This window comes from Aliivibrio fischeri (assembly GCF_009727955.1).
Classification (GTDB): domain Bacteria; phylum Pseudomonadota; class Gammaproteobacteria; order Enterobacterales; family Vibrionaceae; genus Aliivibrio; species Aliivibrio fischeri_A.
The window spans coordinates 1,370,088-1,382,959 of the sequence record NZ_WOBR01000004.1 but is presented as its reverse complement, the minus strand read 5'-3'; the positions used below and the strand labels follow the sequence as shown (position 1 = coordinate 1,382,959).

The window sequence follows — 12,872 nt, the reverse complement described above, 5'->3', positions numbered from 1 at the left end:
GTCAACCTTTTGTGGAATTACTTGTTAAAATGAAGGAGATTACCAACCTTTAACTACGCCACCTTTGAATGTTTTAAGAGCAGCTTGGTAAACATCTTCAGATTGGTACGCTTTAACAAATGTTTTTACGTTTTCTGAGTTTACGTTGTCTGTACGGCCAACGATTAGGTTCACGTATGGAGACTCTTTATCTTCTACAAAAATACCGTCTTTTTCTGGTACTAGGTTGATGCTACTTGCGTAAGTTGTGTTGATTACAGATAACGCAACATCATCAAGAGAGCGAGGTAATTGAGCCGCATCTAATTCAACAATAGTGATGTTTTTAGGGTTAGCTGTAATATCACGAACCGTTGCTGCAAGACCTGCATCCTCACGAAGAGTAATTAACCCTTGTTGTTGAAGAAGAAGTAGAGAACGACCTAGGTTTGTAGGATCGTTTGGTACGGCGATACGAGCGCCATCTTCAATTTGGTCAACTGATGTTACTTGTTTAGAGTAGCCAGCAATTGGGTATACAAAAGAGTTACCTGCAATTTCAATTTTGTAACCACGATCAGCAACTTGTTGATCTAGGTATGGTTTGTGTTGGAATGCGTTTAGGTCAATAGAACCATCATCCAATGCTGCGTTTGGTGTTACATAATCGGTAAAAGTAACAAGCTCAACATCAAGACCATATCGTTCTTTTGCTACTTTAGCTGCAACTTCAGCAACTTGTGCTTCTGCACCCGCCATTACACCTACTTTAATTGAATTTGTTTTTGCTTCTTCTTGTCCACAACCCGTAAGGATAAGTGTTGATGCTAGGCCAGCAACAGCAGCCAGTTTTTTCAGATTCAATTTCATTATTTACTCCTTAAAAATGAATTCCATATTAAATAAAATTAACGGTGATCGACTTTTTTAACTAAAGCATCACCAACAGATTGAATGATTTGAACCAAAACAATCAGCATTACAACGGTCACAGCCATGATAGTTAAATCATAACGGTGGAAACCATATCGAATTGCAACATCACCTAAACCACCGCCGCCAACAGTACCTGCCATCGCAGAGTAGCTTACCAGCGTGACTAGTGTGATAGTGACTGAATTTAAAATAGTTGGTAGTGCTTCAGGAAGCAGTACTTTTGTAATAATTTGCAGTGGTGTTGCGCCCATTGATTGTGCCGCCTCAACCAGACCACTTGGTACTTCGATTAGCGCACCTTCAATCAAACGAGCAACAAATGGAATTGCCCCTATTGTCAGCGGAACAATAGCTGCTGTTGTGCCAATAAAGCTACCAACAATCAGTTTTGTTACCGGAATAATTGCAACCATTAACACCAAGAAAGGTACAGAACGTCCTACGTTTACAATCGCACCAAGTACGCTATTAAATGCTGTGTTTTCCATTAAACCACCTTTTTTAGTGATATGAAGAACGACACCAAGAGGAATGCCAATAGCAAAGCCAACGATACCTGCAACCGCAACCATATAAAGGGTTTCGCCAGTTGCGTTTAATAATAACTTGCTGTTTAAATCAAGCCATGCAGAAATTACATCAAACGACATAACCTAACACCTCTACTTTTACATGATGATTACGTAAGAACTCAATTGCTTTTTGAGTTGATTCTTGATTACCAAATACTTCAGCAAGCATTAAACCAAATTTAACACCACCGGCGTAATCAATATCAGAGCTTAAGATACTAATATCAATATCAAATTCACGAGAGATTTGACTGATAACAGGAGCATCGACCGTTGATCCTGTAAACTCTAAACGAATAAGAGGGTAGCTACCTTCAACATAAGTGTCTGTTAAACGAGCTTTGAAATCTTCAGGGATTGATAGATCTAATGTCGCACGAATAAATTCTTGAGCTAGTGCTGTTTTTGGATGCGCAAAAATATCGCTAACAGCCCCTTTCTCAACCAATTCACCACCACCGATAATTGCTACTTCATGACAGATGTTTTTTACCACTTCCATTTCATGGGTAATGATAAGAATAGTAATGCTTAATTTACGGTTTAGATCTTTAATCAGTTCTAGAATTGATTTTGTTGTTGCAGGATCAAGGGCGCTAGTTGCTTCATCACACAGTAACACTTTTGGATCCGTTGAAAGTGCACGAGCGATAGCAACACGTTGTTTCTGACCACCACTAAGGTTTGCAGGATAAGTATGGTGTTTATCTGCTAAGCCAACTAAATCTAATAATTCAGTTACTTTCTTTTGAATTTCTTGTTTTGATTTACCAGCAAGTTCTAAAGGTAAAGCAACGTTATCAAATACAGTTCGTGATGCTAAAAGATTAAAGTGCTGGAAGATCATCCCAATATTACGACGAGCTTTACTTAACTCACTAGAAGAGAGTTTCGTTAAATCTACGCCGTCGACAATCACTTCACCATCAGTTGGTCTTTCTAGCATGTTTACACAGCGTATCAGTGTGCTTTTCCCTGCACCCGATGAGCCAATCACACCAAAGATGGTGCCTTGAGCAATATGAAGATTAATATCTTTAAGAGCATTAATTTCCTTTGCTCCTTGATAAAAAATCTTATTAACACGGTTTATTTCAATCATGATTCGCCTTGAACTGCATTTCGTAAAAAGATAGTTAACAAAGGTTACAAAACCTGAGCAATCTCTCATTTTTTATGTTTTACTGATGCTATTTCGGATACTGATTTAAGTCAATAGATATTTTTACGTCTAGACGTCTAAACGCACAAATAAGATGTCAATAAGTAAAAAGCATGAGATAATTTTTGATATTAACCGATTTGATTCATAGAGGGTGTCACCTTGTCCAAACCAGCGGTATTTATTGATAGAGATGGCGTGATCAATGTTGATCATGGCTATGTTCATAAACGTGATGATTTTGAATACATTGATGGTGTATTTGAGGCTACGAAGAAACTCAAAGAAATGGGTTACCTATTAGTATTGGTAACTAACCAATCAGGTATCGCTCGCGGTATGTTCACTGAAGATCAATTTGAAATCCTTACTGAGTGGATGGATTGGAACTTTGCTGATAATGGCGTCGACTTCGATGGTATTTATTATTGTCCTCATCACCCAGAAGCGACTGTTGAAAAATACAAAGAAGCATGTGACTGCCGTAAACCAAATCCGGGTATGTTGGTTTCTGCACAACGTTTCTTAGATATCGACATGGAAAATTCAATCATGATCGGTGATAAGAAAGAAGACATGATGGCGGCACAAGCTGCTGGAGTGGGAACTCGTATTTTAGTTCGAACTGGTAAGCCTGTGACGGAAGAAGGTGAAACATTAGCAACAGCAGTTCTTGATAGTGTTGCGGATGTACCAAAGTTCTTGTCTGCTTAGATAGATTCGTTAAAGATAATATAAATGAAACGTCTATAGAGTAAATCTGTGGGCGTTTTTTTATGTGTTAACAATGAATATGTTAGCGAGCTTTTTCTTTCCGTCTTATTTATAAGATAAAAAAAGTGTATCTTTATTAAACAAATTTGCCTAGAGTTGAACATATAGATGGATTTTAAGTGATCTGATTAAGGATTACAGATGAAGGTGGTAGTTATGAATAAGCTTGATAAAGGTAAGAGTTTGCTTTTAGATAAAGAGCAACCAAAAGCATTATGCCATCAAAAAGCTCCCGTAGATGAAACGGTTAATTCGTGGGATCTACTTACGGATGAACAACAACAAGATATACTTTCTCACTTAAGTGAAATTCCTTTTCAGTAACAACCTCGTTTGAAAATTCTCTTTGTATCTGTAGATAATTTAATCCAATGAGGTTTAATTTGTGACACTTTCATAACAATTGTGTCAAAAACTCGCCTTTTACTTCCTTATCCTAGCTCTATTCTGCAAACTGTTAACTCAATTACATTATCAATGGTTGCCTTTGTAGTTACTTAACTATTGAACTAACTTAATAAAATTATTATAAAAATAAATACAGTTAAGACCAGAAATATAGCCTAACTCGTATTACGACAACGGAGTTTGTCGAAGGACACGGAGTACTGTCACGGATGATATCTTACCTACTTAGGCGACTTTTATTAGTTGTCCCTACCTTTATCGGTATTACTTTACTTATTTTTGCGCTTACTCGATTTGTTCCCGGTGGGCCAGTAGAGCGTATGTTGCTAAGTCTACAAATGCAAGGTGCGTCAGAAACGGGCGGCACAAGCAGTGTTACCGATGGAAATAACGCCTTATCTGAAGAGCAGATTGAAGAATTGAATGCCTTTTATGGCTTAGATAAGCCTGTGTTTGAAGCGTATTATGATTGGTTAACCAAGTTGGTTGTTTTAGATTTGGGTGAGTCCACCCGTTATTATGAACCGGTTTGGGACATGATAGCCGAACGTTTACCTGTTTCTCTCTTTTATGGAGGGATGACGTTTCTGCTCAGTTATCTCATATCCATTCCGCTTGGTTATTTGAAGGCATTAAAGCACGGCTCTATCTTAGATTCTACCTCATCAATTGCCATCTTTGTTGGTTTTGCTTTACCCGGTTATGTTATTGGGGTCTTTTTGATTAGCTTGTTTAGTTATCAATTAGAGTGGTTTCCAATGGGCGGCTTTATTAGTGATGACTTTGATGATTTCGGTGCATTTGAACAAATCAAAGATATCATGTGGCATGCCATCCTTCCTCTATTTTGTTATTTGATTGGCGACTTTGCACTACTTACCATGACAATGAAAAATAATTTAATGGAGAACTTAGCGTCTGATTATGTTCGTACTGCCATTGCAAAAGGATTGCCATTTAGAAAAGCGGTGCGTAAACACGCATTGCGTAATAGCTTAATTCCTGTTGCGAGTCATTTTGGTAATTCGCTGATGTTCTTTATGACGGGCTCATTCTTAATTGAGGTTATTTTCAATATTGATGGTATTGGATTGCTTGGATACGAAGCCATTATGGAGCGTGATTACCCTGTGGTGATGGGGTTGTTTGCTATTAACGCCATGATGTTAATGATAGGCAATATTTTGTCTGATGTGTGTGTTGCTGTGGTGGATCCACGCGTGAAGTTTGGAGCCTAGTTATGACATTATTATTCAATTTAAGTCCATTAACGCAAAAGAAAATTCAACGCTTTAAGGGGATTAAAAGAGGTTATTGGTCGTTCTTAATTTTATCCGTTCTATTGGTCCTTTCTATTTTTGCAGAAGTGTTTGTAAATAGTCGTGCTTTATTGGTGAGTTATCAAGGTGAGTGGCATTTTCCAACTTATGGCGATGTGAAACCTGGAAATACCTTTGGTCTCGATTACGTACATGAAACTAATTATCGAGATTTGAAAGTTCAATTTGAACAAGAGGGGAAAGGGAATTTCGTTATCATGCCCGTTGTACCTTGGAACCCTTATGAGCAAGATTTTTCAGGGGACTTTCCTCCAACGGCACCGAGTATAGACAATCAACATTATTTAGGGACGGATACCATAGGTCGAGATATTGTATCTCGTTTGGTTTATGGTTTTCGGATTGCCATGGGCTTTGCTTTAATTACCTTAGCAATATCTTACGCCATTGGTGTCTCTGTTGGTTGTGCTATGGGATTCTTTGGCGGAAAGTTTGATTTGTTTTTCCAACGCTTTATTGAAATTTGGTCTATGGTACCTTTCTTATATGTCATCATGATCTTAGTCTCCATCATGAAACCCAGTTTTATGCTCTTTACCTTAATCAATGTCATGTTTGGCTGGATGGGGATGACATGGTATATGCGAACCATGACGTACAAAGAGAAAGCGCGGGAATATGTTATGGCCGCTAAAGCATTAGGTGCATCAAATACACGAATTTTATTCCATCATATCTTACCAAACACCATGGTAATGATTGTTACCTTAGCGCCATTTACCATTGTCGCAAATATCACAGCTCTTACTGCTTTGGATTATTTAGGATTAGGTTTAATGCCTCCGACACCAAGTTGGGGAGAACTATTGCAACAAGGTAAATCCAATTTAGATTCACCATGGATAGCGAGCTCTGTTGTTACTGCTATTGTCACCGTATTAATTATGGTGACGTTTATTGGGGAAGGGATCCGTGAAGCGTTCGACCCGAAAAAACACACAAGATATGTTTAATACCTATCGAAGATAAATAATAAGAAAGGAATCGATAATGAAGAAAGGACTGACAACATTAGCGGTATCTATCGCTACCTTATTGAGCTTTCAAGCATTCTCTGCTGACTTACCCAAAAATCTGCAATGGGAAACGAATGATTCAGCACCGACATTTTCATCACCAAAAGCGACCTTTGGAGGTACTTTTCGTACCTATACGTTGAGTTTTCCTCAAACGTTTCGAACGGTAGGGCCGGACTCTAATGGCACTTTTCGCTCGTGGATATTACAAGCCAATTTACCGCCCTTAATTAAACACCCAAACACCAATGAATGGTTACCCGGATTAGCGCAATCTTGGGCGTTTGGTGATGATAATAAAACCGTTTATTTTAAGTTAAACCCTAAAGCGACATGGAGTGATGGAAAACCCGTTACGGCAGACGACTATCAGTTCATGCTCAAATTAATGCGTTCAAAAGACATTGTTGCTCCTTGGTATAACGACTTTTTTACTAATGAAATTGCAGATGTCATTTCTTTTGATAAACATACGATCGCCATTGTTTCAGCTAAAGCTCGTAACCGGGATGAATTAATTGAATACACAAACTTAATGCCGCGTCCGGCGCATTTTTACGGTAAGCCGAAAATCGATAAAAATAACGACGGTATTGATGATAAGTTTGTTCGTAAATACAACTTCAAACCAGAGCCAGTGACTGGACCTTATTACATCGATAAGATTAAAAAAGGAAAAAACATTGCGTTTAAACACGTAGGTGAGGATTGGTGGGGTTATGAAAATAAATACAATCAACACCGTTTTAATGTCGAAAAAATTAACATTAAAGTGATCCGTGATGCGGACATTGCCCTTAAACATTTTGAAAAAGGCAATTTAGATTCGTTTGATTTAGTGCGACCTGATTTGTGGCATGAGAAATCGGATGGTAAAAACTATCAAAGTGGCTACATACAAAAAGCATGGGTGTATAACCAAGCCGCGGTTGGAGCCGGAGGGCTTTGGTTGAATACGGCAAAACCAATGCTAGATGATATTAATGTTCGTAAAGGTATTATGTATGCAACGGACTTTGACATGATGATAGCTAAAGTCTTACGTAATGATTATTCACGTAAGCCAAATGGCATGGGCTTTGGTCATCCGGGTTACGATAATACCGACATAAAAGCACCTAAGTTTGATGTTAAAAAAGCCATTGAGTATTTTGAAAAGGCAGGGTTTGGCAAAGTAGGCTCTGATGGTATCCGTATCAATGATAAAGGGGAGCGTTTAAGTTTTGCTGTTACCTATTCACAGCAGTCATTTACCCCTCGAGTTGCTGTATTAAAGGAACAGGCAAAATTAGCGGGTTTAGACTTTGAACTGAATCTGATTGATGGTTCTAGTATGTTTAAATACGTACTTGAGAAAAAACACGATATTTCCTTCCATAATATGGGAACAGGAGACATTCCTGCCTATTGGGAGTATTTCCATTCAGATAATGCCAATAAACCGCAAACTAATCATTTCACCAACTTCACCTCTCCTGAACTCGATGGGTTGATCGACTCATTTAAAAATGAATTCGACATTGAAAAAAAACGTGCGCTTTCTCGTGAGATCCAACAAGTGATTGCTGATGCTAACGTTATTGTGCCGGGTTATATGGTGCCTTACGCTCGTGCTGGTTTTTGGCGTTGGATGAAGTTACCAGAGCAAATGGCCACTAAGCAGACTGGTTATTTATTTCATGGTTGGGGTTTTGCCCAAACTTTCAGTACATTCTGGATTGATGAAGAGATAAAGAAAGAAACAAAAGCAGCAATGAAATCGGGTAAAACGTTTGAACCCGTTACGATTATCGATGATACCTATAAATTATAAGGGCATAAGTACGTATTGATAATCAGTAATAAAGACTAGGAGAGGGATCTCCTAGTTCAAAATAATAATAAGAATAGTGAAGAAGCATATGGATAGAAATATTGTTTTATCGGTGGAAAATTTAGTTACAGAATTTCAAACGGATGATGGAACTGTAAGGGTGCTTGATGGCGTCAGTTTTCAAGTTCCAAAAGGAAAAACCATTGGCATTGTAGGTGAATCAGGATGTGGAAAAAGTGTTACCTCAATGTCGATTATGGGATTGTTGCCTAAACCTTATGGCAATGTCGTCAGTGGGCGGATCTTGTATGGAGATACGGATTTAATTCAACTGAGCCCTGATAAATTATATGAAATGCGCGGTAATCGTATTTCGATGATTTTTCAAGATCCAATGACAGCGCTTAATCCTGTACATACCATAGGAAAGCAGATCAACGAAGTATTAGAACTTCATAGAACTGATCTTAATAAAAAACAACGTCTTACTTATTCTTTAGAAATGCTTGAAAAAGTAGGAATCCCATCGCCTGAATCACGTCTTCATGAATACCCTCATAATTTATCTGGTGGTATGCGTCAACGAGTCATGATTGCCATTGCCTTGGCTTGTGAGCCCGATATTTTGATTTGTGATGAGCCAACAACGGCATTGGATGTCACGATTCAAGCACAAATTTTAGAGTTAATGAAAAAGCTTCAAGATGACACGGGTATGTCGATCATTTTTATTACTCACGATCTTGGTGTTGTCGCTGAAATTTGTGATGAAGTGGTCGTGATGTATGCAGGGCGTGTCGCCGAACAAGCGGGGATCTTTGAATTATTTGATAATCCTAAGCATCCCTATACACAAGGCTTGATGGCATCAATGCCGAGCTTACATTTAAAACCCAAAACTGAGTTGGATACCATTTCTGGAACCGTTCCTTCTTTAAATGAAATGCCAAGTGGCTGTCGTTTTTCTACTCGTTGTAAATATAAGCAAAACAAGTGTGATGTAGAAGTACCAGTAATGAATCAAGTCGGTGTGTTACATCAAGTGAGTTGTCATTTTAGTGAAGCATTAATCAGTAATGAGGAGGCAAAATGAGTGAATTATTACGAGTTGATGATCTGAAATTACACTTTTATTCAGGAAAAGGGATTTTTAATAAAGGTTACGTCGTTCATGCCGTTGATGGGGTGTCATTAAGTGTAAATAAGGGCGAAACCTTAGGTTTAGTTGGCGAATCTGGCTGTGGTAAAAGCACGCTAGGCCGTAGTTTACTTAAATTATTTGAACCAACAACTGGGCGTATTTTTTTTGAGGGAGAGGACATTACCCATTTAGGTAATAAAGAGATGCGCTCATTGCGCCAAGAAATGCAGATTATTTTTCAAGATCCAACAGAATCATTAAACCCTCGCCATACCATCGAAATGATCTTAGAAGAACCTTTTGTTATTCATGATGTAGGAACAAAAGAAGAGCGAAAGCAATGGGTCGAAGAGTTATTAATAAAAGTAGGATTGCCACCAAGTGCCGCTACTCGATATCCTCATGAGTTTTCAGGTGGGCAAAAACAGCGTATCGGTATCGCCAGAGCTATTGCATTAAAACCTAAATTAATCGTGTGTGATGAATCGGTTTCTGCATTAGATGTCTCTGTTCAAGCGCAAATCGTTAATTTATTACTCGATTTACAAAAAGAGATGAATCTGGCGTTGATTTTTATTGCTCATGATTTATCAGTAGTAAAGCACATTTCAGATAAAGTTGCGGTGATGTATTTAGGTAAAATTGTTGAATATGGTGATTCAGAGGCTCTTTATCATTCACCTAAACATCCTTATACCAAGGCATTATTATCCGCTATTCCCGTGTCACATCCCAAGTTTAGAGGGAAGGAGAGGATTATATTAAAAGGCGATGTACCCTCACCAATTAATCCCCCAAAGGGATGTCGTTTTTCAACTCGTTGCCCAAAAGCAGAGGAACTGTGTTTTCATGATGAGCCCAAAAGACAATTGCTTGATAATAATGCGCATGAAGTGGCTTGCCATTTATATAAATAAATATCTTTTTTGAAACATCTTAATGTCTCTGTTTTATCCTATAGTTACAAGGTTAGAATTAACATAGGCTTAAAAGAATGAAGAGATTATTGGTGTTGGCTATTTTTGGTGTGATTGGTGGTTGTTCTTCAACAACGGTTCCAGATATGGGGGCAGCGAAACCTGTGCATTATGAATGTGAAGCTGGAAGAAATTTTGATATTACGTTCAATAATGATGATGCGTTGTTAACACTACCAAAAGAGGAATACGTATTAAAGCGTGCGGTATCTGCATCAGGAATGAAGTATGTATTAAATGATGGTATGCCCGATGTTAGCTCTGCAATTGTATTTCATGGTAAAGGCGATGAAGCCATTTTAGAGCTTGGTCGAGTTGTTTTGAAAAATTGCACCGTTTCAAAATAGTAATAGCTACGAAAGGTCATATATCCTAAATATTATTTAGGAAGATAGCCGCTAAAATGCCCATGCATTCATTTGTATGGGCATTATTGTATTTAGAAATCAACTTAAGAGCCGTAGGTGACAATATAACGAGTTGGTTTGTGGTTCATTGCCAATACAATATTGAGAACAACAGCACCTAATACAGAAACAAGAAGTAACCATGGAGTGATAAAGAAAAATGAAGCCGTTAAAATACAGCAGTCAATGGCCATTTGAACTTTTCCTACAGAGATCCCGAACTTCTCTTGAATAAACAGACATAATACATTGAAACCACCTAAGCTTGAGCGGTGTCTAAATAATATCAACATACCTAAACCCATCAATAATCCACCAGCAACTGCACAGTAAATATCATTGATATGATCCACTGAAATCATCATATTTAAATGATCAGTCATGATAGAAACAAGCGCCCCAGAAATTAAACTGGTTAATGCAAAACGTTTTCCAAAGCGTTGCCAAGCAAGTGCATAAAAAGGCAAGTTACATAAAAAGTAAAGAATACCAAAGCTGATGCCACTCATTTGGCTAATTAATAAGGCTAGTCCTGTTGTTCCGCCAGTCAGTAAATGTGCGGCTTGTAAAAAGAAAATCCCTTGTGATACTAAAAAAGTGCCTGTCAAAATAGCGATCACATCTTCTTTATGTGAATGTTTTATTTTTTCCACAGTGTGCAATACCTTGCGACGAACATAATAATGCTCGCTAGGATAGAGTGAATCGGAATTTATGCAATTAGCTAGGCGTAAATAAATAGAGGATTTGTAGTAAAGCCTTTACAGAGTGTAAAGCAGAAAAATTGACATATATAACAATATTAAAATGTCATACCTCTGTTTTCGTTCATGCAATTATTTGAATAACTAGTTATTTATATTGATGATTATGAATATATTTCATGTTGATAATGAGTAATCCGCAACAAAAATAACAAATTAATATGCAATTTAGGGTATCTGATCCAGATCAAATTATGTAGAATACATTGCAGTTAAGACTGGTGACGTAAACGTTTGCGTCATTGGGCTATTTTTGGGTTTTATATTTATCTGAGTCAGGAGATACAGATGCTTAAGCGTGATATGAACATTGCCGATTACGATGCAGACTTATTTGCAGCAATCCAGGAAGAAACAGTACGTCAAGAAGAGCATATCGAGCTGATTGCTTCTGAAAACTACACTAGCCCACGAGTAATGGAAGCTCAAGGTTCGCAACTAACGAACAAATATGCTGAAGGTTACCCTGGCAAACGTTACTACGGTGGTTGTGAGTACGTAGATAAAGTTGAAACACTTGCTATTGAACGTGCATGTGAGTTGTTTGGTGCAGAGTACGCAAACGTACAGCCTCACTCTGGTTCACAAGCAAATAACGCTGTTTACATGGCACTGCTAAATGCCGGTGATACTGTATTAGGTATGAGCCTTGCTCACGGTGGTCACTTAACTCACGGTTCTCCAGTAAACTTCTCTGGTAAACTTTACAACATCATTCCTTATGGTATTGATGAAAATGGTCAAATTGACTATGAAGAAATGGAAGCATTAGCAGTAGAACATAAACCTAAGATGATCATCGGTGGTTTCTCTGCTTACTCTCAAGTATGTGATTGGGCACGTATGCGTGAAATCGCAGACAAAGTAGGCGCTTACTTCTTCGTAGATATGGCTCACGTAGCAGGTCTTATTGCTGCAGGTGTTTACCCTAACCCTGTGCCACATGCTCACGTTGTAACAACAACAACACACAAAACACTTGCTGGCCCTCGTGGTGGTCTTATTCTTTCTAATGAAGGTGAAGACCTTTACAAGAAACTGAATTCAGCAGTATTCCCTGGTGGCCAAGGTGGTCCTTTAATGCACGTTATTGCTGGTAAAGCGGTGGCATTTAAAGAAGCACTAGAGCCTGAGTTCAAAGAATACCAAGCGCGCGTTGTTGCTAACGCAAAAGCAATGGTGGCTGAATTCTTAGCTCGTGGTTATAACATTGTTTCTGGTTCAACAGAGAACCATCTGTTCCTAGTTGATTTAATTGATAAAGATATTACGGGTAAAGAAGCGGACGCTGCACTTGGTTCAGCTAACATCACTGTAAACAAGAACTCAGTACCTAATGACCCTCGTAGTCCATTTGTTACTTCTGGTATTCGTATTGGTTCACCTTCAATTACGCGTCGTGGTTTCACTGAAGAAGATGCAAAAAACCTTGCTGGCTGGATGTGTGACATTCTAGATAACATGGGTGATGAGTCTGTGATTGAAGCGACAAAAGCAAAAGTATTAGAAATCTGTAAGCGTCTACCAGTTTACGCTTAATTTTTTACTTTATTAAAATGTTAAAGGCTAGCCTGTAATGGGCT

Annotated in this window: 13 protein-coding genes; 9 read left to right on the top strand and 4 right to left on the bottom strand. The window is 38.2% G+C overall.

Going from position 1 to position 12,872, the window contains the following annotated elements:
• Nucleotides 1-39: 39 nt before the first annotated feature.
• From GNP81_RS09660 to metN, 3 genes are read right to left on the bottom strand one after another with little or no spacing between them, the layout of a single operon-like run.
• On the bottom strand, nucleotides 40-849 hold the full coding sequence (locus tag GNP81_RS09660; RefSeq protein WP_155674985.1) for a MetQ/NlpA family lipoprotein: 810 nt from the start codon (nucleotides 847-849) through the stop codon (nucleotides 40-42).
• 38 nt (nucleotides 850-887) lie between these two features.
• Nucleotides 888-1,565, bottom strand: a complete 678-nt coding sequence (locus GNP81_RS09655) for a methionine ABC transporter permease (RefSeq protein ID WP_005418046.1) — start codon at nucleotides 1,563-1,565, stop codon at nucleotides 888-890.
• A complete protein-coding gene (gene metN / locus GNP81_RS09650; RefSeq protein WP_155671439.1) occupies nucleotides 1,555-2,589 on the bottom strand; it encodes a methionine ABC transporter ATP-binding protein MetN in 1,035 nt (344 codons plus the stop codon). The genes GNP81_RS09655 and metN overlap by 11 nt, the downstream gene beginning before the upstream one ends.
• Nucleotides 2,590-2,811: 222 nt before the next feature.
• On the opposite strand from metN, the gene gmhB reads away from it, so the two are divergent.
• From gmhB to GNP81_RS09610, 8 genes are all read left to right on the top strand, one after another.
• On the top strand, nucleotides 2,812-3,363 hold the full coding sequence (gene gmhB, locus GNP81_RS09645) for a D-glycero-beta-D-manno-heptose 1,7-bisphosphate 7-phosphatase (protein WP_155671441.1): 552 nt from the start codon (nucleotides 2,812-2,814) through the stop codon (nucleotides 3,361-3,363).
• Nucleotides 3,364-3,579: 216 nt separating this feature from the next.
• Nucleotides 3,580-3,747, top strand: a complete 168-nt coding sequence (locus GNP81_RS09640) for a hypothetical protein (protein WP_155671443.1) — start codon at nucleotides 3,580-3,582, stop codon at nucleotides 3,745-3,747.
• Nucleotides 3,748-4,040: 293 nt separating this feature from the next.
• Nucleotides 4,041-5,069, top strand: coding sequence for an ABC transporter permease subunit (locus tag GNP81_RS09635; RefSeq protein ID WP_005418068.1), 1,029 nt, complete (start codon nucleotides 4,041-4,043; stop codon nucleotides 5,067-5,069).
• 2 nt (nucleotides 5,070-5,071) lie between these two features.
• On the top strand, nucleotides 5,072-6,124 hold the full coding sequence (locus tag GNP81_RS09630; RefSeq protein ID WP_155671444.1) for an ABC transporter permease: 1,053 nt from the start codon (nucleotides 5,072-5,074) through the stop codon (nucleotides 6,122-6,124).
• 37 nt (nucleotides 6,125-6,161) lie between these two features.
• Nucleotides 6,162-8,000 (top strand): extracellular solute-binding protein, encoded by a 1,839-nt coding sequence (locus tag GNP81_RS09625; protein WP_155674986.1) that lies wholly within the window; start codon nucleotides 6,162-6,164, stop codon nucleotides 7,998-8,000.
• A gap of 88 nt (nucleotides 8,001-8,088) precedes the next feature.
• The gene (locus GNP81_RS09620; RefSeq protein WP_155671448.1) at nucleotides 8,089-9,093 is read left to right on the top strand and encodes an ABC transporter ATP-binding protein; all 1,005 of its coding nucleotides are present in this window, start codon (nucleotides 8,089-8,091) and stop codon (nucleotides 9,091-9,093) included.
• On the top strand, nucleotides 9,090-10,058 hold the full coding sequence (locus GNP81_RS09615; RefSeq protein WP_155671450.1) for an ABC transporter ATP-binding protein: 969 nt from the start codon (nucleotides 9,090-9,092) through the stop codon (nucleotides 10,056-10,058). Before GNP81_RS09620 ends, GNP81_RS09615 begins: the two co-directional genes overlap by 4 nt.
• Before the next feature lie 77 nt (nucleotides 10,059-10,135).
• Nucleotides 10,136-10,465: an MliC family protein gene (locus GNP81_RS09610; RefSeq protein ID WP_146864238.1), complete on the top strand. Its 330-nt coding sequence runs from the start codon at nucleotides 10,136-10,138 to the stop codon at nucleotides 10,463-10,465.
• A 104-nt stretch (nucleotides 10,466-10,569) separates the two neighbouring features.
• Here GNP81_RS09610 and GNP81_RS09605 read toward each other — a convergent pair whose 3' ends face one another.
• Entirely contained in the window at nucleotides 10,570-11,178 is a 609-nt protein-coding gene (locus tag GNP81_RS09605; RefSeq protein WP_011261421.1) for a YitT family protein, read from the bottom strand.
• Between the two features lie 399 nt (nucleotides 11,179-11,577).
• Here GNP81_RS09605 and glyA point away from each other — a divergent pair, with 399 nt between their 5' ends.
• Nucleotides 11,578-12,828, top strand: a complete 1,251-nt coding sequence (glyA, locus tag GNP81_RS09600; protein WP_005418084.1) for a serine hydroxymethyltransferase — start codon at nucleotides 11,578-11,580, stop codon at nucleotides 12,826-12,828.
• The last annotated feature ends 44 nt before the right edge of the window (nucleotides 12,829-12,872 follow it).

Coding starts and splice junctions, on each gene's coding strand:
- GNP81_RS09660 (WP_155674985.1), bottom strand. CDS start 849: ATGAAATTGAATCTGAAAAAACTGGCTGCTGTTGCTGGCCTAGCATCA.
- GNP81_RS09655 (WP_005418046.1), bottom strand. CDS start 1,565: ATGTCGTTTGATGTAATTTCTGCATGGCTTGATTTAAACAGCAAGTTA.
- metN (WP_155671439.1), bottom strand. CDS start 2,589: ATGATTGAAATAAACCGTGTTAATAAGATTTTTTATCAAGGAGCAAAG.
- GNP81_RS09640 (WP_155671443.1), top strand. CDS start 3,580: ATGAATAAGCTTGATAAAGGTAAGAGTTTGCTTTTAGATAAAGAGCAA.
- GNP81_RS09635 (WP_005418068.1), top strand. CDS start 4,041: ATGATATCTTACCTACTTAGGCGACTTTTATTAGTTGTCCCTACCTTT.
- GNP81_RS09630 (WP_155671444.1), top strand. CDS start 5,072: ATGACATTATTATTCAATTTAAGTCCATTAACGCAAAAGAAAATTCAA.
- GNP81_RS09625 (WP_155674986.1), top strand. CDS start 6,162: ATGAAGAAAGGACTGACAACATTAGCGGTATCTATCGCTACCTTATTG.
- GNP81_RS09620 (WP_155671448.1), top strand. CDS start 8,089: ATGGATAGAAATATTGTTTTATCGGTGGAAAATTTAGTTACAGAATTT.
- GNP81_RS09615 (WP_155671450.1), top strand. CDS start 9,090: ATGAGTGAATTATTACGAGTTGATGATCTGAAATTACACTTTTATTCA.
- GNP81_RS09610 (WP_146864238.1), top strand. CDS start 10,136: ATGAAGAGATTATTGGTGTTGGCTATTTTTGGTGTGATTGGTGGTTGT.
- glyA (WP_005418084.1), top strand. CDS start 11,578: ATGCTTAAGCGTGATATGAACATTGCCGATTACGATGCAGACTTATTT.